The 19,948-nt window shown below is 58.8% G+C and carries 20 protein-coding genes; 2 read left to right on the top strand and 18 right to left on the bottom strand.

Features of this window, described 5'->3' with window-relative positions:
• Both cbbX and KGL31_01390 read left to right on the top strand, forming a co-directional pair.
• Positions 1-784: CbbX protein (gene cbbX, locus KGL31_01395; protein MDE2320565.1), on the top strand; the 784-nt coding region annotated here is incomplete at its 5' end.
• A 4-nt stretch (positions 785-788) separates the two neighbouring features.
• The gene (locus KGL31_01390; protein MDE2320564.1) at positions 789-2,285 is read left to right on the top strand and encodes a phosphoenolpyruvate carboxylase; all 1,497 of its coding nucleotides are present in this window, start codon (positions 789-791) and stop codon (positions 2,283-2,285) included.
• 52 nt (positions 2,286-2,337) lie between these two features.
• Here KGL31_01390 and KGL31_01385 read toward each other — a convergent pair whose 3' ends face one another.
• The 18 genes from KGL31_01385 to KGL31_01300 all read right to left on the bottom strand — a co-directional run bounded on the left by KGL31_01385 (position 2,338) and on the right by KGL31_01300 (position 19,857).
• Complete coding sequence (locus KGL31_01385; GenBank protein MDE2320563.1) at positions 2,338-3,444, bottom strand: mitochondrial fission ELM1 family protein; 1,107 nt, start codon at positions 3,442-3,444, stop codon at positions 2,338-2,340.
• A gap of 2 nt (positions 3,445-3,446) precedes the next feature.
• The gene (locus KGL31_01380; GenBank protein MDE2320562.1) at positions 3,447-4,439 is read right to left on the bottom strand and encodes an NAD(P)/FAD-dependent oxidoreductase; all 993 of its coding nucleotides are present in this window, start codon (positions 4,437-4,439) and stop codon (positions 3,447-3,449) included.
• Positions 4,440-4,487: 48 nt separating this feature from the next.
• Positions 4,488-6,086, bottom strand: coding sequence for an ATP-binding cassette domain-containing protein (locus KGL31_01375; GenBank protein ID MDE2320561.1), 1,599 nt, complete (start codon positions 6,084-6,086; stop codon positions 4,488-4,490).
• A gap of 74 nt (positions 6,087-6,160) precedes the next feature.
• Positions 6,161-8,068, bottom strand: a complete 1,908-nt coding sequence (locus KGL31_01370; GenBank protein ID MDE2320560.1) for an ATP-binding cassette domain-containing protein — start codon at positions 8,066-8,068, stop codon at positions 6,161-6,163.
• 45 nt (positions 8,069-8,113) lie between these two features.
• The gene (locus tag KGL31_01365; GenBank protein MDE2320559.1) at positions 8,114-9,364 is read right to left on the bottom strand and encodes an aminoacetone oxidase family FAD-binding enzyme; all 1,251 of its coding nucleotides are present in this window, start codon (positions 9,362-9,364) and stop codon (positions 8,114-8,116) included.
• Positions 9,365-9,418: 54 nt separating this feature from the next.
• Positions 9,419-9,691 carry a hypothetical protein gene (locus tag KGL31_01360; GenBank protein MDE2320558.1) on the bottom strand — a complete coding sequence of 91 codons (273 nt, stop codon included), beginning with the start codon at positions 9,689-9,691 and terminating at the stop codon, positions 9,419-9,421.
• A 3-nt stretch (positions 9,692-9,694) separates the two neighbouring features.
• Complete coding sequence (locus KGL31_01355) at positions 9,695-9,973, bottom strand: BrnT family toxin (protein ID MDE2320557.1); 279 nt, start codon at positions 9,971-9,973, stop codon at positions 9,695-9,697.
• Positions 9,974-10,364: 391 nt separating this feature from the next.
• Entirely contained in the window at positions 10,365-10,748 is a 384-nt protein-coding gene (locus tag KGL31_01350; protein ID MDE2320556.1) for a nuclear transport factor 2 family protein, read from the bottom strand.
• A 74-nt stretch (positions 10,749-10,822) separates the two neighbouring features.
• The gene (locus KGL31_01345; protein MDE2320555.1) at positions 10,823-13,150 is read right to left on the bottom strand and encodes a DEAD/DEAH box helicase family protein; all 2,328 of its coding nucleotides are present in this window, start codon (positions 13,148-13,150) and stop codon (positions 10,823-10,825) included.
• Positions 13,151-13,190: 40 nt separating this feature from the next.
• Positions 13,191-13,550: a four helix bundle protein gene (locus tag KGL31_01340; GenBank protein ID MDE2320554.1), complete on the bottom strand. Its 360-nt coding sequence runs from the start codon at positions 13,548-13,550 to the stop codon at positions 13,191-13,193.
• A gap of 31 nt (positions 13,551-13,581) precedes the next feature.
• Positions 13,582-14,802 carry a restriction endonuclease subunit S gene (locus tag KGL31_01335; protein ID MDE2320553.1) on the bottom strand — a complete coding sequence of 407 codons (1,221 nt, stop codon included), beginning with the start codon at positions 14,800-14,802 and terminating at the stop codon, positions 13,582-13,584.
• Between the two features lie 99 nt (positions 14,803-14,901).
• Positions 14,902-16,371 carry an N-6 DNA methylase gene (locus tag KGL31_01330; GenBank protein ID MDE2320552.1) on the bottom strand — a complete coding sequence of 490 codons (1,470 nt, stop codon included), beginning with the start codon at positions 16,369-16,371 and terminating at the stop codon, positions 14,902-14,904.
• A 195-nt stretch (positions 16,372-16,566) separates the two neighbouring features.
• Complete coding sequence (locus KGL31_01325; protein MDE2320551.1) at positions 16,567-17,322, bottom strand: hypothetical protein; 756 nt, start codon at positions 17,320-17,322, stop codon at positions 16,567-16,569.
• A gap of 97 nt (positions 17,323-17,419) precedes the next feature.
• Complete coding sequence (locus KGL31_01320; protein MDE2320550.1) at positions 17,420-17,830, bottom strand: hypothetical protein; 411 nt, start codon at positions 17,828-17,830, stop codon at positions 17,420-17,422.
• Between the two features lie 263 nt (positions 17,831-18,093).
• Positions 18,094-18,465: a clan AA aspartic protease gene (locus KGL31_01315; GenBank protein MDE2320549.1), complete on the bottom strand. Its 372-nt coding sequence runs from the start codon at positions 18,463-18,465 to the stop codon at positions 18,094-18,096.
• Positions 18,462-18,737, bottom strand: a complete 276-nt coding sequence (locus KGL31_01310) for a hypothetical protein (protein MDE2320548.1) — start codon at positions 18,735-18,737, stop codon at positions 18,462-18,464. Before KGL31_01310 ends, KGL31_01315 begins: the two co-directional genes overlap by 4 nt.
• A gap of 50 nt (positions 18,738-18,787) precedes the next feature.
• Positions 18,788-19,012 carry a DUF2281 domain-containing protein gene (locus KGL31_01305; protein ID MDE2320547.1) on the bottom strand — a complete coding sequence of 75 codons (225 nt, stop codon included), beginning with the start codon at positions 19,010-19,012 and terminating at the stop codon, positions 18,788-18,790.
• A 368-nt stretch (positions 19,013-19,380) separates the two neighbouring features.
• On the bottom strand, positions 19,381-19,857 hold the full coding sequence (locus KGL31_01300) for a GGDEF domain-containing protein (protein MDE2320546.1): 477 nt from the start codon (positions 19,855-19,857) through the stop codon (positions 19,381-19,383).
• Between the last annotated feature and the right edge of the window lie 91 nt (positions 19,858-19,948).

Genomic DNA, 19,948 nt, shown 5'->3' with positions numbered 1-19,948 from the left:
GGCCCTGTTGCTGGTCGACCGGGTGCGGAAAAGTCTGGGGCTTATGTCAGGCCCGCCCAGCCTCCATATGTGCTTTACCGGCAATCCCGGCACAGGGAAGACCACCGTCGCGATGCGGATGGCCGAGATTCTGCACCGCCTCGGGTACATCCGTAAGTGCAATTTGGCGGCGGTCACGCGCGACGATCTCGTCGGTCAGTACATCGGGCATACGGCGCCGAAGACCAAAGAGGTCTTGAAAAGAGCCATGGGCGGCGTGTTATTCATCGATGAGGCCTATTATCTCTACCGATCCGAGAATGAGCGCGACTACGGTCAGGAGTCGATCGAGATCCTGCTCCAGGTCATGGAAAATCAGCGAGAGGACCTCGTGGTCATCCTGGCCGGTTACAAGGATCGCATGGAGACGTTCTTCCAGGGCAATCCAGGGATGTCCTCCCGCATTGCGCATCACCTGGATTTTCCGAATTACACGGCGGACGAACTGATCGCGATTGCCAAGCTGATGTTGGAAAAGCAGCAATACCGTTTCAGCCCAGACGCTGAAAAGGTCTTTTATCAATACCTTCTCAGGCGTATGCAGATGCCCAACTTTGCCAATGCCCGCAGTGTGCGGAATGCCCTTGATCGAGCTCGCCTGCGCCAGGCTAATCGTCTATTCGCGCAGCATAAAGACACACTCACGAAAAAGGATCTGGTCACGATTGAGGCTGAAGACATCCTGCACAGCCGTGTCTTCAGGGATAATCAGCCGGATTCCAATCAGCATACAGATCGAGAGTAGCGCGGTGATCGACATCGAGACCTCCCGCCGTATCCCCCGCTGCATGAGTACCCAGCATCCGGACAACGTCACCGTCCCCTTCTTCGCCCAAGGACCTGTGATGGAGGGGATGGACGAGATCCGGGAGGCATACTACGCCTTCTCCCATTTGGGCTGCGATGAGCAGATGTGGGATTTCGAGGGGAAGGAGGTCGATGAGTTCGTCGTCGAGAAGCTCCTGACAACCTACGAGGGCTTCTTCCGGGCGTTTCCCTTGGGACGAGAGATGTTCCTGACCTTACGAGTTCCCAACCCTGCCGTGGAAAAGGCGCAAGGCAAGATCCTTCTCGAAGTCCTGCAGGGCATCCCCAGAGCGTACGATGTGGCCCGTCTCTTCTACGGGGAGGATGTCGCCCCCATCTTCGAGATCATCTTCCCCATGACCACCTCGGCGGAGGAGCTGAACCGGGTACTCCGATACTATCAGGTCTTCATCACGGGGAAGGAGGACGCGGTTCTTACCCCCGGCGATATCTCTCTCAAAGAGTGGATTGGAGAGTTCCACCCCACCGCAATCCAGATCATCCCTTTGATCGAGGACAAGGAGTCGCTGCTTCGGGCCGATGCTATCGTCCGCGCGTACCTTCATGGCAAGGACCTCCCGTACCAGCGCGTCTTCCTGGCCCGTTCCGACCCCGCCTTGAACTACGGGAGCTTGGCGGCCAGCCTCCTGGTAAAGGTAGCCTTGAGTCGCCTTGACAAGCTGGAGCAGGAGCTGGGGATTCCCATCTATCCGATCCTTGGGTCCGGAAGCGCCCCGTTTCGGGGTAACTTTCGACCCGATACAGCAGAACGACACCTTGCCGAGCATCCAAGCGTTCAGACGTTCACGATCCAGTCGGCCTTTAAGTACGATCACCCGGCACCTGCGATTATTGGGGCCATCGAGTTCCTCAAGAGCGCACCGAGAAAGAGTGCCAAGCCGGTGGAAACGGAAGGAAAGGTCATCGATCTGATTGAGCGGATCTCCGCACGCTACCAGCGTCAAGTGAGAGCAATAGCCCCTCTGATGAATCAGATAGCCCCTGCCGTGCCCAGGCGGCGGATGCGGAAACTCCATATCGGTCTTTTCGGCTATAGCCGGAGCCTCGGCGGGATCTCGCTCCCACGGGCCATCTCCTTCTGTGCCGCCCTCTACTCCTTAGGCCTTCCGCCGGAGATCCTCGGTCTCTCCTGCCTTAGTCAGGAGGATCTGACCTTTCTGAGGGAAGTTGATCCGGGGTTCGAAGCCGACCTCCAGGATGCCCTTCGGTATCTGAATGAGGAGGCGTTTACCATTCTCCCCTCCGCTGAGGCAGAGGAGATCCGGACGACCATCCGACTTCTCCGCCTCACTTTCTCCCAGGATCAGGCCCATCGGGAGGTGACGGCGACGATTATCAAGCGGGTACGGGAGGGGAGTGTGAAGGAGTTCGGCGATCTGATCCTCCGGGCAGCCTGGATCCGAAAGTTTCTGGGCTGAGTGCCCTCGGCAGCGCCGAAGCATTCGCCTCGCTGCCGCCTCCGCGAAGGCGTTATCTGCCAGCGAGTCGCCTTCGCTTTATCTGGCTTGCGCATTTATCCTCAGTCGGCGGATTGAGGCCATCACCCGAGACACGTTGTGTGCCGGATATTCCCCCAATCTTTCTGCTCTTACCCTCCCTGCTGAAAAACAGCCATTTCTCCACAAGCCGCTCGTGGATTGCCGCAACCACGGCTCCGGTAGGATCGGGTGGGGTATACGTCCAGGGTTGGAATGTGTCGCCCAGCGGCTTGGCTGCACCATACGCAATGAGTTTACCGATGATATGGCGATGGTAGATCTCCGTTGCGCAGTCACGTATATCCACCAGCAGCGGCTTGCCTGTATAGCTGGCTTCAGAACACATGGAGACTGAATCTCCGGTAGCGACAAGCACATCACTATGAGCAAGCAACGCGGGGTAAAAATCGGGGCCGGTTTGTTGCCAGTCGAAAAAGCGGTACTCCAGGCCCGCGACTTCGTCCAGCAAGGCGGCCAGAGCTTCTTTCGGGGTTCGGCGACTATTGGTGACCACCAGGCCCCCCCGGAGCGATGTGACGACACTCGCGACCCGCCTGCCCAAGCACCGGGCATGGTCTTCGTGGAAGCCGAAGCAATAGCGGGTGTTGCCGCCCACCAGCAAGCCCACCAGGGGCCGGGCCAAGCCGGCGAACAAATCCCGGTGTCGTTGGAAAGCCTGGCTCAGCAAGCGCTCCGTCATTCTGTGCACCACGCCCACCGTGGTGACGACATTGGCGCCGCTCAACTGGGGGGAGGCGATCAGATCATACTCCTGAAGGCGTGGATCAAGTTCGTCCGGAAGGATGGAAGCCAGGTACACGTTCAGCAGCCGCCCGTGGAACACACCCTTGAGATCCGCGAAAGGGCCGATCGTGTCCTCGCCGGTGCCGCTTAACAGGATCAAAGGTCTAGGTTCGCCGTCCAGGCAGGCGTGACCGTAGCGATTTTCCAACAGGCTGGCGTACGCTCCGACGTCGCCGTTGGGCAAAGGAATCGTTTCGTAGCCGTAGCCCAGCCGCTCAGCCACGCCAAGGCGAGCGTGTAACTCGCCGGTGTAGGCGCTGTCCACGATCCAGACCATCGGCGCGTCAAAGTCCATGCTTATGCTCCCAAATCTTGGGCGATGGCCATCGCCGCCACCGCGCCGTCGGCGATGGCGGTGACCACAGAGGGATGATCGGGGTTGGCGACATCGCCGATAGCGTACACGAAAGGCAGCGAAGCGCGCTTCCAGGCATCGACCCGCACATAGCCGTCGCCATTCCTTTCCAGCCCGGTCAAGGGGCCGAGCCGGGCGAGGAATTCCGTATTCGGGGCGAAGCCGGTGCGGGCGAAAATCCGGTCAACCTCGATGCGTTCAGCCTTGGAATCGTTTCGGACCAAGGCAATGGCGATGCCGCCGGATCCCTGATGAAAGCCGGTGATGAGCGCGCCGCCGTGTTCCTGAATGCGCCCCTGCCGGATGAGTGCTTCCACTTCTTGACGCACCATGGGCTGCGCCTTGGGCCGCGAGCGGATTATCAAATGGGTGAGGGCAGTTCTGGAGGCCAGATCCTTGGCGGTGAAATGAGCGTTGTTGCCGCCGCCTATCACAGCTACCCGCTTTCCCTCAAGGACTTCCATCGGTTCGAGATGGTCCAGGGGGAAAAACGACAAGAGTCCGGATTCGTACAGCGGCAGGGCTCCAGGGATTAGGTCGAGGACGTCCGAGGCGTTAACCCGCAATCCTGTGGCGATGACGAGTGCCTGCGCAGGCAGCGATGCCGTGCGGTTTTCGCCTTCGCGCACAACCAGGCTGAAACCGGAATCTTCCGCCATAACGGAGACGAGCCGGGTACCAAGGCGGACGTCGATGGCCTCATCGAACACATGCCTGCCGTACAGCTCGGCGAGCGCCGGCCCCGTCCGTCCTGGGATGCCCAATATCCAACGGTTTATCCGGTTAATCCCTAACAATTGCCCGCCCAGCGCCGTGCCTGGCTCGATGAGGACAGGCGAAAAACCCAGATGCTTCAACCACAGCGCGCAGGACATGCCCGCCGCTCCGCCGCCCAGGATGGCGATATTTCGAGAGGAAGAAAGGACGCTATGCATGTACAGTCCGGGCTGCTGGTCGGCGTGCCATGTCGCCGAAGACGTACGTCAGACCAGCGTCGAAGAGTATTCCTCGTAGCTTCCTTTGAAATCCACAATCTTGCCGTGCTCGAAGTGCCACATCCGCGTGCCCACTTCTTCGAGCAGGTCCTGGTCGTGCGTGACCAGCAGCACGGTGCCCTCGAACTTCTGAAGCGCCACGTTCAGCGCGTTGATAGATTCCAGATCGAGATGGTTGGTGGGTTCGTCCAGGACGAGCAGGTTCGGTTTCAGCAGCATGATGCGGCAGAACAGCAGCCGAGCGATCTCGCCGCCCGAAAGTGCTTCGGTCGGTTTGTGGCCTTCTTCGCCGCTGAACAGCATCTGTCCCAGCAGCCCGTGAATATCCTGCCGTGACGCATCCAGATCAAAGCGATGCAGCCAGTTCGCCACCGTGAGCCCCTGCTCGATCTCTCCGGTGTGGTCCTGCGGAAAGTAGCCGATCGACACTCCGTGCCCCCACGTCATCTTACCGCTGTCCACATCGGAAGGGGAGGCCGGCAAGCCGGGCGCATCGGCCAGCAGTGCCTTCAGCAAGGTGGTTTTGCCGGCCCCGTTGCGGCCGACAAGCACGATCTTCTCACCCCGATGGACGATGGCACTGAAGCCGGAAATGACGGGATTGTTCTTGAAGCCCTTCGACAGGTTCTCGAACTCCAGCGCAACTTTTCCAGACGGCCGCTTCATCGAGAACTTGATGTACGGACGCTGGATGTTCGAGCGGGCCAAATCGGTCGTCCGTAGCCGTTCGACTTCCTTGCGCCGCGATGTGGCCTGGCTCGCGCGCGTGCCCGCCCCGAAACGCTGGATGAAATCCTGCAACTGCGCGATCTTCTTTCCCCGTTGCGCGTTCTCAGACTCGATCTTTGATCGAATCTGCGTCTTGGCGACCACCATGTCGTCGTAGCCGCCAGTGTAGGTGATGATCGTCTGATAGTCGATGTCGGCGATATGCGTGCAGACGTTGTTCAGGAAATGGCGGTCGTGCGAGATGACGATGAGCGTGCCGTCGTACTGGCTAAGGAGTTCCTCCAGCCAGTGAATCGAATCCAGGTCCAGGTGGTTCGTCGGCTCATCGAGCAGCAGCGCTTCCGGGTGGCCGAACAAGGCCTGCGCCAGCAGTACGCGCACCTTTTGCCCACCCTGTAATTCCGACATCTTCCAGTCGTAAATATCATCGGGGATGTCGAGCCCCTGCAGCAGCAGGGCCGCGTCGCTTTCCGCCGAGTAGCCGTCTTCGTCGCCGACAATGCCCTCGAGCTCACCGAGGCGCATGCCGGCCTCATGGGTCATTTCCGGCTGCACGTAGAGCTCGTCGCGCTCCTGAAGGGCCGCCCACAGGCGTGTGTTGCCCATGATGACGGTATCGATCACGCGAAACCGGTCGAACGCGTATTGGTCCTGGCTGAGGACGCCGAGCTTACGCGGCTTGGACACCGTGCCCACCTGCGGATCGATCTCGCCGGTGAGCAGTTTCATGAACGTCGACTTACCGGCGCCGTTGGGGCCCGTCAGGCCGTAGCGCCGTCCTGCGGAAAACGTGGTCGTGACGTCTTCGAACAGGATCTTCGAGCCGAACCGCATGCACACGCCGCTCACTGAAATCATAGCAGCGTATTATAGCAGGAATTGTGGAGATTTGCAGGGTATCGTATCGCGCCGCTGGAAGCTTCGCGAGCCCGTCACGCGCGTCCGCGTGCGATGCGGGAATCGAGCTCATCCCAGCGGGCGTAGGCGTCGTGAAGCTCGCGCGCCAGCGCCTCGAGGCGTGCGAGCGCTTGCGTGATGGAATCGGCCGGCTGACGGTAAAAGAGGGGGTCGGTGATCGAGGCGGTCAATTGCGCGTGCTCGCGTTCCAGGGCTTCGATCTGCGCCGGAAGCTGCTCGAGTTCCCTTTGCTCGCGATAGGTCGGTTTCTTCCTGGTTACTACCGTCACGGGCGGTTCCGCAGGGCGTGCCGTCCTCTCCGGCTGCGCCTTAGCTGCTATCTCCCGGGTGCCGCGCTGCCGCAGCCAGTCTTCGTATCCACCGACGTATTCCTGCACGTATCCGCCGCCTTCGAAGACGAGCGTGCTCGTGACGACGTGATCGATGAATGCGCGATCGTGGCTGACGAGCAGCAGTGTGCCCGGCCACTCGATGAGATACGATTCGAGCAATTCCAGCGTCTCGATATCGAGATCGTTCGTGGGCTCATCGAGGACGAGGACATTGGCAGGTTGTGTGAACAGGCGTGCCAGCACCAAGCGATTTCGCTCGCCGCCAGACAGCGTCTGAACCCGGGCGTACGCACGCTCAGGTGGAAACAGAAAATCGCGGAGGTATCCGTGGACGTGCTGCGTGCGGCCGTTTACCGTAACCGTGTCGTTTCCGTCGCCGACCGTGTCAAACACCGTGCGCTGGGGATCGAGCTGCTCGCGCTGCTGGTCGTAATACGCCACCTGGACGTTGGCACCGCGCTTCACGTAGCCCGTGTCGGGCGTGAGGTCGCCGATCAACAATCGAAGCAGGGTCGTCTTGCCCGAACCGTTCGGACCGATCAACCCCACACGATCGCCGCGCATCATGCGTACCGACAGATCACGGACGACGGCCTTGTCGCCGAACGATTTCGAGATGCCGACGGCCTCGAACACGAGCCGGCCAGAGCGCTCGCCGATCTCGGCCCGCAGACGCACATTACCGACCTGCGCGCGCCGTGCGGCCCGCTCTTGTCGCATGGCCATCAGCGCGCGAACCCGGCCTTCATCCCGCGTCCGCCGCGCCTTGATGCCCTGGCGAAGCCACACCTCTTCCTCGGCGAGCCGCTTGTCGAACTTGTTGTTCTGCGCGGCTTCACTCGCAAGCCATTCTTCCTTCCTGCGGAGAAAGGTCGCGTAGTCGCCCGGCCACGACGTCAGTTGGCCGCGATCCAACTCCACGATCCGTGTTGCCAGATTCTGGAGAAACATCCGATCGTGGGTGACAAACACCACCGCACCTGCGTACGTCTTGAGAAACTCTTCGAGCCAGATCATCGCGTCGATGTCGAGATGATTGGTGGGCTCGTCGAGCAGGAGGAGTTGCGGCTGGGCCACCAGCGCCCGCGCCAGCAGCACGCGCCGCCGCCAGCCTCCCGACAAGGCGTCGACGATGGCCTCGGCCGGGAGACCCAGACGATCGAGGACGGTTTCCACGCGCTGTTCGAGGCGCCAACCGTCCCGCTCTTCGAGTTCGCGCTGCAGCCTGCCAAGCTTGTCGAGCGAGATGTCGGTACCTCGTTCGGCCACCTCAACCGCCGCGTGATGGTAGGCGGCCACCAACTCGCCGAGGTTGCCCAGCCCTTCCGCGACGACGTCGAACACAGGACGGTTGGACGACAGGGGAACATCCTGCACGAGTCGCGCGACCCCAACGTCAGGCTGTCGCCACACCGAGCCGCTGTCAGGGACCTGATCTCCGCTGAGGATCTGGAGCAATGTGGATTTGCCGGTACCGTTCCGGCCGATCACGCACACACGTTCGCCGGCTTCGACCTGCAGGCTTGCATCGTCGAGCAGCGGGACGTGTCCATACGCGAGGGAGACGTGATCGAGTGTAACGAGCGCCATCGGTGAACCTGCTAATTTAGATTGAGAGAGTGAATGATTATAGACCTATTGCGTGTGTGATGCGCCGAGGCCGGCCGCACGCCCCGTCGCCCACGCCCAGAGGAAGTTGTAGCCGCCGATCGGTCCGAAGGCGTCGAGCATCTCGCCGCACAGAAACAGCCCCTTGTGAATCTTGCTTTCCATCGTCTTCGGATCGATCTCCGACAGACACACGCCACCGCCGGTGACCTCGGCGTTCCCGTATCCCTCGTCTCCAGACCACGGCAGTTCGCATCGCACGAGGATGTCGATGAGACGCAACCGCTCATCGCGGGTCAGTTGCGAGAGCGTTCGGTGAGGATCAATCCCGACCAATTCGATCAGCGCGTCGGCGAGTCGACGCGGCAACTGAGCCGCTACAGCATTCAACACCGTTCGAGAGCCGCGCGACCCGAGCGCCGATTCCCAATCCTTATCGTTCAACGACGTCCATCGTACAACGAGACGCGCGGGAGAGCCCATCTCGGCGCGTGAGCGTACGGCGACATGAGACACATCGAGCACGGCGGGTCCGCTGTAGCCGTGGTGGGTGAACAGAAATCCTCCTGTCGATGTGGACTCCAAGGTTCCTGCGCGGGCGGTCAGCGTGACCGGCAGCGAGATTCCTGAAAGTGTGGCGAACGGCGCGCCACCCGTCGTGTCCGACTTTCGTCGAACCGTTGCCGTCAGCGGAGTCAGCGCCGGGTAGGTTCGGTTGATCGTATGCCCCAGCGCCTTGACAATGCTGAGCCCAAGACCGTCGCTTCCCGTACCGGGAAAAGAGAGGCCACCCGTGGCGACAACGACGGCATCGGCCTGTAGAGAAGGTCCTCCCCGCCGTTCAATCCGCCAGCCGTTGCCGGTCGGGATGAATCCGGTAACCAACGCGCCGGTCTCGATCACAACGCCTCTGGCACGCGCGAGCGCCAGCAGCCTGTCGCGAACATCACGCGCGCTCTCGGATTGTGGAAACAGCTTCGCCGACTCCTTTTCTTCCATCAGGGGGATCCCGACTTCGCCTTCGAAGAATGCGATCTGCTCGTCCAGCGGCCAGGAGCGGAGCATCTTTCGAAGGGTGTGGGGTGAAGAATCGGTGACGAAGCACGACTCATGAACGACGGCTGGCAGGATGTTGCACCGGCCGCCCCCGCTCATGAGGATTTTGCGTCCGCCGTCCTTCGTTCGCTCGAGGAGCAGCGTCTCGGCGCTGCTGGTGGCCGCAAAGATCGCGGCCATGGTCCCCGCCGCCCCCGCTCCAATGACGACAACGCGTTTCATCGGGGCGGGTCAGGCGTCACGTCAGACCGGCGAAGCGTCAACCGCATGGCGTTGTTATCCTGCTTTTGAAATCAAGTCTCCTTCAATATATCGATGGATGACGCCGGAAATAAGCGTTTGATAAGGGATCCCCATTTCTATCGCTTTTTTTTGAATGCCCTGATAATCATGGTCATAGAGACGTATGGTAATTCGTCTGTTTTTTACTAACGTCTTTCGTGCCGTTGCCTTGATTGCCTCAATTTCCTTTCTTGTTGGAGTGGAAAGAACCATTTTCCCCTTCTCGTAGGCATTAACAATAGCTTTTTCTTCCCTGTCGTATTTCATGTGCTAGCCCTCCTGCTCGCCCTTGTAGGTCCCGGTTGCCTTTCTACTGGGAATAATCGTTTTCAAGAACACGTAGTCTTTTTCGACAACATGAGGAACAAGATAAATGTAGTCTTCTACAATGACGAAGTATATTCTTTGCCCGGGATAGTTCTTCTGATCGGGATGATCCGCAAGTCTCCATACATCACCTTGAGATAGATGAAAGACTATTTTCTCGAATGAGATATTTCTTTCTCGTTTTAATCGCTCATTCTTTTGCGGATCCCATTCATATCTCATGTCTGAAGTGTACATCATTTGTGTGTACAGATCAAGTTCGTGTCAGTTCAGTGTCACTGGGGATAACGCCGTAGTGAGGCAGGAGAACCCCATAGCACTACGGGGCGAGGTATCCCCTAACTGCTACACAACTGCATTGTGTGAGTGAAGGTTACCTGGAAGAGCCGGACTTCTGCTTCTTTTCTTGTTTCAACTTCCGTTTGGCCTTTGGATCAAGCTGGGCCTTTTTCTGCGTTTCCCTTTTGCCTTTATCCTTTTTCCCGCTGTCACCCATTGCTGTGTCTCCTTTCGTGAAAATAAGTTGCGTCGACAAACGTTGTGACTCCGCGCCCCGACGGAAGATGCGCGGCGTCGGGGGCGCGTGCCCGAGTGAACACAGGGTCAGACCTGGTCACTTGGCAGCCTCATCCGCCATCGTGTCTTGACTGAATATGTTGACCCAGTCAGCACCGCACTGTTGCCACACTGACGACACGTACATGGTGCGGACCACCTGTGGATCGGCCTTGCCGGCCGGTGTAAAGGTTGCTCTATAGGCAAGCAGCACGGTGTCCGGTGCGAATACCAGGAGTCGAGGATCCTCGATGGCGAAGCTTCCAACAACCGGGCCGTTGCGCAGTTGCGCCACATGGTCATCTTTTGAACCGAAGCCTGTTTCATAGACGCCGACAAACTGGGGATCGAGGAGACTGGAATCGGCGCTGACATCGCCATCTGCCAGCGCCTGCCAGACGCGGCGCTCAAGCGCGATGAACAGATCTATTTCTGGTGACATTTCGGGACACTCCTCAGATTGTACGGCTGCGATGCCTATCGCTCCCCTATTGGTCGCTCATTGGTTATTGTTTGTCACGCGGCTGCCTGTTGCTGATACAGGTACTCCTGGAAGCCTGCGAAGACGCGCCCGATCTCATCTGGCCTGCCCAGATCGGCTACGGCGTCGGCGATGGAGTTGTGATACTTGAGCCGCAATAGGGGAGTGAGCTTGTCCTGATCAAGTTCTTCCACCCCGACGCTGACGTAGTGTGACAGCACAAAATCGAGAAACACCTGCTGCTTGCTGTTGAAATGCGTGCTGATAACGACCTTGGCTTTTGCGGCCCGCTCTTCGCGGGTGAGCGAGGGCCGGGCATAGGCCACATGCGCCAGTACGTCGAACAGGTCGCTCTTCTCCGCATCGATGATCTTCTGCATCTCAGCCAGTTGCTCACCGCCAAAGCCCTTCTCGGCGAGACCCTGCAGGAGCTTCTTCCGCGTCTCCGGCGCGCTCCAGAGGGCGCGCAGTTCGGCCTCGTCCTTGAAGAACTCCGGCAGCCTTCCGTACAGCATCTCCATGAACTGCCGCGCGGACATGGGCGTGCCGTCGGGATGCCAGAAGGTCGTGCACATCATGTGCTGGATGGTGCGCGCCTTGCCGTCGGCGAGTTTCACCTTGATCTTCTGGCGTTTTCGGTACTCCGACGTTGGCTGATCCACCTGCTCAGGCGGACTCGGTGGACATGCCTCATACCTGTGTTCCTTCGACTCCGGTTCGATCGGTTCGCCGTCCCATTCGAGATCGCTGAAGTGATGATGCGCCTTCACGAAGTCGTAGATCGTGAAGTAATCCTTGCCGTCATAGAGCCGCGTGCCGCGTCCGATGATCTGCTTGAACTCGATCATCGAATTGATCGGTCGCATCAAGACGATATTGCGGATGTTGCGAGCGTCCACGCCGGTGGACAGTTTCTGCGAGGTCGTCAGGATCGTGGGGATCGTCTTCTCGTTGTCCTGGAATTCGCGCAGGTGCTGATCGCCAAGATCACCGTCGTTCGCTGTGACCCGCTGGCAATAGTTCGGGTCTGTGCTCGTCTTCATCTGATTGACGAGGTCGCGGACGGCCAGCGCGTGATCCTGTGTGGCGCAGAACACCAGCACCTTCTCCTTCTGGTTGATCTGATCCATGAACAGCTTGACGCGGTGGGCTTCGCGTTCCTTGATCTCGATGATCTTGTTGAAGTCGGTCTCCGTGTAGCGCTTCCCGGTTTCGACCTCGCCCTCGATCAGCGTGTCGTCTGGCGTATAGACATACTCGTCGAGCGTCGTGGAAATCTGCTTCACCTTGAACGGCGTGAGAAACCCGTCGTTGATGCCTTCCTTGAGCGAGTAGATGTAGACCGGCTCGCCGAAGTAGGCGTAAGTGTCCACGTTATCCTTGCGCTTGGGCGTAGCGGTGAGGCCGAGTTGCACCGCCGGAGCAAAGTATTCGAGGATGCCGCGCCAGTTGCTCTCGTCGTTCGCGCCGCCGCGATGACACTCGTCGATGACGATGAAGTCGAAGAAGTCCGGCGGGTATTCGCCGAAATAGGGCGACGGGTGGCCGTCCTTCGGCGGGCCGCTCATGAACGTCTGGAAGATGGTGAAGAACAGACTGCCGTTCTTCGGTACCTTTCCCTTCTTGCGGATGTCCTCGGGCGCGATCCGCACCATTGCATCCTCAGGGAAGGCGGAAAAGGCGTTATAGGCTTGATTGGCGAGGATATTGCGGTCGGCGAGGAAGAGGATGCGCGGGCGGCGCGAAGGTTCGCGGCTCAGGTTCCAGCGGCTGTGGAACAGCTTCCACGCGATCTGAAACGCGATGAACGTCTTGCCCGTGCCGGTGGCGAGCGTAAGCAGGATACGCTGCCGGTTTTCCGCGATAGCCTCCATCGCCCGCTCGACAGCGATGTCCTGGTAGTAGCGGCTGGGGTGCGAGCCGCCCTTGTCCTCGAACGGCACGGCGGCGAAGCGGTCACGCCACGCGTTCTTTTCGGCGAAGGTCATCATCCAGAGTTCGCCCGGAGTAGGATAGTGCCGTACCTCGCCTTCTTTGCCGGTCTGCATGTCGATGCCGTAGATACCTTGGCCATTAGTGGCATAGGTGAAGCGGATGGCCATCCTGCCGGCATAGCTCTTCGCCTGACCTACGCCCTCGGTCAGCTCTTCGTCCCACGCTTTGGCTTCGACCACGGCCAGCTTGTGGTTGCGATAGACCAGCACGTAGTCGGCAATCTCCGGCTTGCTGCGCCGCCCGTGGCCTTCGAGACGGCCTTGCGTGATGCGGTACTCGCGCAGGATCTTACTCGCCTCGACGACACCCCAGCCCGCCGCCTTCAGCGCGGGGTCGATGTACTCGGCTCTGGTCTCGGCTTCGTTCACGCTCTTTAATGGATAATGGACAGTTGACAATGGACAACGGTCATTTACCCACCCCCTGTTTTGTGGATTTGATAATGCCTGTGAGCAGTTTCATGAGTTCGACGATGCCGGAGTGGATCGACGCAAAGGCCGCCAGGTCGAGGTATTTCGTTTCGTGCAGCAGTTCCAGCCAATATTCGGTTTCGTTGGCTTCCTTCAAGGCAATGGCCATTTTGTGAACGAAGTCCGGTTTGCTTTCCGCCTGCTCTGCCTCGCGCACCAACGCCCCAATCGCCGTCCCCGAACGCAGTAACTGTTTGGAAAGAACATACTCCTTCTTCTCCGCAGTCAGGTGCTTGTAGAGGTTGACGACCCGCACCGCAAAATCAAACGACTTCGATTGAATCGCCCCGCCCTTCATTATCCATTTTCCATTGTCAATTATCCATTGCTCACAGCTCTCCAGTGAAGGCCTGGTGCAGCAGCGACTTCTTCAGCGCCTCCAGCGCGGCGAGCTTGCGCTCATAGACGGAGGCGAGGCGTTGGGTTTCTTCGCGGAGCGAATCTAGCGCCGCGACGATCTTCCTCTGTTCTGACAGCGGCGGCGTTGGCACAAGAAGCTGAGAGAAGAAGCCAAGACTCAAATTAGCCCTCGCATTATCGACCTCGTTGTCATGCAGGACTCCCTTGAAAACAGGTGAGTTTAGCAAGTAGGTCAAGAAGAAGTTATTGAGTACCTCGGATTCGCAGCGAATGAGGCACACAGCCTGGTTGATGTTTGCCACGTCGTCCCTATCAAAGACTGCGGTACGCCCTATGGATGCGCCGACAATGTTGGTCAACACGTCACCCGCCCTAAGAATCGACTTCTTGTCTTTTGTGTTGAATTTCTCTTCCACGTACTTCGGCTGCTCCAGCAGGATCTGATATTCGCCGACGTTCTCACTCGTAACGAACAAGATGCCGGGTGTATCGATGTAAGCGATTCCTTGCCATTTAGGAGAAGACCCCTTCGTGATTCGTTCGCACATTTCTCCAAGGCTCCTCTCCACCCACCCTTTGCCGCGCTGGGTGAAGACGGATTGGAGGTGACTTTCGAAGAGGGCGCGGGCGTTTTGGAGATTCTTTTCGGCGTTGGCTTTCGCGGTGGCGATGCCCTCAAACGCCTCGTCGAGGATACCGACGATCCGCCGCTGTTCGGGGAGCGGGGGGACGACAACCGGAAACTCAGTTATGTCGCGCTGATACAGATGTGGAGTCGTCGCACCATTAAGCCGAGAGTTGACGATCTTCTGAAAATACGGGCTGGACAAACAGCGATAGAGGAACTTGGGGAGGATCGAATCTCCGCTTCGAATGAGTAAGAGCGATGAATTGATCGTTGTTCGATCTGGAAGTTCCCCGACGATGCCGACTTTCCCGATACCAGCCCCGTCCTTGCAAATGAGGACGTCGCCCTCTTGGATCATTATCTCGGGACTCTCGACATACCGCTCTTCGCTGATGTGAAATGCATCCCTGAAGTCGATGTAGTCGCCATAATTGAGCGAGTGGACCGAAAGAAACAGCGGCCCACTCTCCGTGTATTCCTTGGCAGTTAGTCCCCGCCAACCGATTCTGCCCTTCAGGTCGGCCAGTTCACCAAGCTGCTTCTTCTGCCACCCGTTTTTCATAGCAGCGCCAGATATTCAATTGACAATGGACAATTGAAAACGGACAACGAAAAAGCCGCAAAGACTATCCTTTGTTCATTGTCCGATGTCCATTGTCCCTTATCCATTGTCAATTATCCCTTGGATCGCAAGAAGCACCTCCGCGCTCTCGGCGTCCAACGCGGTAATCTCATCCATGATCTCCTGCGGGCTGCGATGGCCGACTACCTCGCCGCCATTAGGGTTCTTCACGGAGAGGTCGAACCCTTCGACTTCGCTCAGGGCATGGGTATCAACAGACCAGCTCTTGGGCGAGTCGGCGAACGACTTTTGCAGCTTCACGAACTCGGCGAGATCGTCGTCGTTAAGCGGGTTGGTCTTACCGAGATTGCGGCCGGGGTCGAGCTGGTAGAACCAGACCTTGCGCGTGGGGGCGCCTTTCTCGAAGAACAGCACCACGGTCTTCACGCCCGCGCCCTGGAACGTACCGCCGGGGCAGTCGAGCACGGTGTGCAGGTTGCAGCTTTCCAGCAGCAACTTGCGCAGGCTCACCGAGGCGTTGTCGGTGTTGGAGAGGAAGGTGTTCTTAATGACGATGCCGGCGCGGCCACCGGCTTTGAGGATTTTGATGTAATGCTGGAGGAAGAGGTAGGCGGTCTCTCCCGTGCGGATGGGGAAGTTCTGCTGGACCTCCTTGCGCTCCTTGCCGCCGAAGGGCGGATTGGTCTCGACGATGTCGTACCGGTCTTTTTCCTGAATGTCCGCCAGGTTTTCGGTGAGGGTGTTGGTGTGGATGATGTTGGGGGCGTCGATGCCATGCAGGATCATGTTCATGATGCCGATGACGTAGGCGAGGGACTTCTTTTCCTTGCCGTAAAAGGTGCGGGTCTGGAGAAAGCGATCCTGCGCGACGGTGCGATTAGGATAGGTTGTCCTCAGGTAGTCGAACGTCTCGCAGTGGAAGCCCGCAGAGCCGAGCGCGCCGTCGTAGATGCTTTCGCCAAGTTTCGGTTGCACGACCTGAATAATGGCCCGGACGAGCGGGCGGGGCGTGTAATACTCGCCGCCGTTGCGCCCGGCGTTGCCCATATTCTTGATCTTGGCTTCGTAGAGGTGCGACAGCTCGTGCTTCTCGGCCTGCGAGCGGAAGCGCAGTTCGTCAATGTGGTCGATGATCTCGCGCAGGTTATAGCCGCTGGATATCTTGTTCTTGATCTCGCCGAAGATCTCACCGATCTTGTATTCGATGGTGTTCGACCCGCCGGCCTTCTGTTTGAAGCCGTGCAGGTACGGGAAGAGCTTCTGATTGACGAAATCGCGCAGGTCGTCGCCGGTCAGGGCGGCGTTATGGTCGAGCTTGCCGTCCTTGCCCTTGGGCGCGGCCCAGGTTTCCCAGCGGTACGGCTTATCGAGGATGTAGCTGTACTTCTTCCTCTCCAGCGCGGCTTCATCGGCGCGGTCCTGTTCGAGTCCGTCAAGGTATTTCAGGAACAGCAGCCAGGACGTCTGCTCGGTGTAGTCGAGCTCCGTCGTGCATCCCGCCTCTTTCCGGAGGATGTCGTCGATGTTCTTGAAGGCTTGTTCAAACACAGGCACCTATCCTCTAGCCGTCATTGTCGTGTTCTGGTCGGAAAATGGGGTCTGACCCCATTTCTCAGTCAGTCGTGGCATGAAACTTCTCTTTTTCTCGCTGTCCTAGTATCAGACCGAGGGGCGCGATGGAAAATATAACGGATCAAAGACTATCCGGCGACCTGCCGGCAGCTCTTACCGCTTGTTAGGCAGCTACCCCGGCGGAGACCAGTCGGCCGGGTTCTCGCTGTTGATACGAATCGGTGGCGCATCGAAGATTGCCCACATGACCTTGAATGCACTGTGCAGTGACCGCCTGGCGAAGTTGGCCATTGACTCGACGTCCTCAGCCTGTACACGCGTTCCCGTCTGGATGGTCGCCATGCCATTGCCCGTGGGAACGATGCGCACGTATTGGCCCGGCAGGCTGGCGTGGGTCTCACCTGAGAAGTAACCGTAAGCCTGGTCGTAGCCTGTAACATCACCCGCCGCGGCCAACTTCTTGTTTGTAAGACCGCTCCAAGTGTGCGGCCGGCGCGAGGCGCGGCCTCGAGCCTCGGCTACCAGGCGGCCTGGCATCCGGGCCAGTATGCCGGACAGCTCGTTCACGAGCTCGGGCTGTTGGGCAAAATGCTCGCACTGCTTGATGTATGAATAGGCGAGAAAGATGAGCGATTCGTCCTGTGCGCGTGGGTGCTTGGCAAGATACCCGATCGTCGCCAGCGCATCGAACTGAGCGCGGATGAGGGGCACCGCTGGAGTGTAGAACTCGTGCTCAAGCAATAGGGCAATAGCGCCCGCCAGGTCCCATATCCTCCACGCCAAGTCGGCTATGACGAGATAGCGGGTGTGGCGATCCAAATCGGTCGTGTCTCCGAGTGGCGCGAGAGCCGCCTTGTTGGTCTCCAGGATACGGCGGTACTCGATTAAGTCGTGACTTAGCCACTGCAACTCTGTCCGGTCGCTCATTCGGATAGCTGCTTAACACCGGTAGTTATAGCAGCCGCAGGGCGAGCATCGCGAGCCAGCGGTCTGCTGCACGGCCTGGTTCGGCCAGTCTGAGTGGTTAGTATTGTGCTTTGCATTGCGGGCATGTGTAGGACGCGAAGGTCCGGAACGGCCCGGACAGGGCCGTCAGCGGCATGACCTTCTGTTCGCTCTCGAAGCAGCGAGGGCAGTATGGGCCCTTTTCGGTCTCACCGTCACGCACGAAGTACACGTTTTCTCGGTGCATGATGCGATCACGAAGATCCTGCGCCGTCTCGAGTTCCGCGATGCGCCGTTTCTGCGCCAGGATCTCTTCCTGGGCTTCGACCACGCCGAGACGGGCGTTGGCTAGCGCATCGGCCAACTCGGCAACCTTGAATTTGAGCTCCGCCTTCTCGAAGCTCGCGTCAGCAGACCTGAAGGCTTTGACGATGTCGGTCGCTACCTTCAGCGCCTGCAGCGCATCCAGAATCGACCTTGGATCAGTCATATGAATCCCTCACTCGCCCTGCCGCCGAACTACTGCGCCTACTGACCGGCAGAGTATGCGGATACCGCGCGCAGGATATGCCCGCCGTTCCGTCGCCAAGAATGGCGATGTTTCGGGAGGAAGAACGGTTCGCTTCAGGCTTGGGCGTCGCAGCGTCATGACCTTGGTGTTCGGTAAAGGGCTCGTCGCGCGCGTGCATGGCCTGTCCGCTTGCCGCGGGTCCGTGTCTGACGCGCGGGTTAGGCTGGTCCACCTGGAGTTGCTTATGGCAGTACTTGAATGGTGACACTGCCACCCTCCACCACGTGCATGCGCACGTCATGACCGTAGAGCAAAGCCATACCCACGAGCGGGTCTGTCTCGGCGGCTTCGACCAGAATATTTCGCGGTACCCCATCCCATAGGATGGCTGCCGCAAAGATATCGCATTGGTCTTCGGTGCCGTTGGCAAGGATCACGAGGCCACGGGTCCGCCACGGCAGTCCAAGAGCAGCGATGACGGCAGGAGGGAGCGTCAGAGAACCATTAAACCCCGTATCGAGAATTGCCTCGATCTCCTGGTCCTGCCCATCGGCTGCTTGCAGGGGCAGGCGGATCGTCGCTTCACGATGCGCGTTCACCACGCCGGTGATCATAGGGCCTCGCGCACCGGACGTCCTCCGATGCGGTAGGCCGCACGATGCCCAACTCGGAGCAGCCAGATTTGCGCGGTGGGGGAACGGGCCAGCAGGCGTTCAGTCGCTGTATAGTCATCCCTGTCTATCTCATATGTGCCCGTCTCGATATCAATGGCTACGAACTTCCCCTGGTCGCTGGCCTTGATGTGAGGGCAAATATCGCGTTCGTAGATTGCCTGCCCCCGCCGAGCAAAGTCTTCTTTGCTGTAACGTGGTTTCAATGCCGTCATTGTCTTTCACCTCCTCGCACCATGGGTCCACTGGCCATGTCACAATCGCGTCATCGAAAGGCTTCCCTGATATCAGCGAGAGTGTACGGCGTTTCTTCCTCCTCCATCCCCCTTATGGCCGAGTCCAGGGAAAACGCCGACCACGCGACTTCGTCCTTCCGTACAGTGTGTTCCTGTCGGCGAGATTGGAGAAACTCTACGAAATCCAGCACTTCCCGCTGAGCAGATGCAGGCAGCGACTTCAGGCGTTGGACAATGGTCTCAGTTGTTGTCATGACAATCACCTCGCATGATTACAATACCACTGGGGCCGTGGTCTCCCAAAGGCCGAACGTCGATGCGGCAATCGCTTCCCAAGTCACATTCGATTCACACACTTGTCAACCATATCCCCAACGCAGGTGTCGCGTACTATACGGGTCGGCATCGTTCCATGATAGCTGCGAGGGGCTGAGCCCCTATGTCAGCGCATCCGCTGGGCTACGCATCCCTTTTCTACCCCGATTCAGGACGCGTGGAACATGGGGTCTGACCCCATTTCGAGGGGCACGATGGAGAATATAACATCCAAACTCAGAGGCGCGCAGGCTTCTGGCGCGTCCTCTGGAGCACATCATTAGGCTTTCTCTTGTCTCGTCTAATGTTACGACCCCCGTTCGGTCCGCAAGGGGGCATGGTTCAGTTTGGTCATCCGCTTTGCTTCGTACATGACGGCGTCCGCATGCTTAAGAAGCTGTCCGGGTTGCTCCCCATCGTCGGGAAATATGGCGATGCCCAGGCTGGCACGAAGTGGATATGGCTTGCCGCGTAGCTCGAACGGCTGATTCAAGGCGTCTTGAAGCTTATCGGCCACGGCGCGGGCATCGGCTGCATCCCGTAAGTTTGTTATGAGAACGACGAACTCATCTCCCCCAACTCGGGCCACCGTGTCCATATCGCGGGTATGTTCCTGAAGCCGCAATGCCACCTCTTTGAGGACGGAATCGCCTACTTCGTGACCCAGTTCGTCATTCACCGCCTTAAATCCATCGAGGTCAAGGTACAAGATCCCGACGCGGTGGCCGTAACGACGAGTCAATCCCAAAATTAGTTGAACTATGCGAAGCCAGCTCCCGGTCATGAGATCACGCCACCTGCTGTTCGGTCAGTCGTGCCTGTGCACCGAGTTCATGCTGCATGGCCTGTCGGAGTACGGGCAGCGCGCGAAATCC

It is taken from the genome of Candidatus Methylomirabilota bacterium (genome assembly GCA_028870115.1).
In the GTDB taxonomy this organism is placed as follows: Bacteria; Methylomirabilota; Methylomirabilia; order Methylomirabilales; family Methylomirabilaceae; genus Methylomirabilis.
This window is presented reverse-complemented; position numbering and strand designations above follow the sequence as displayed.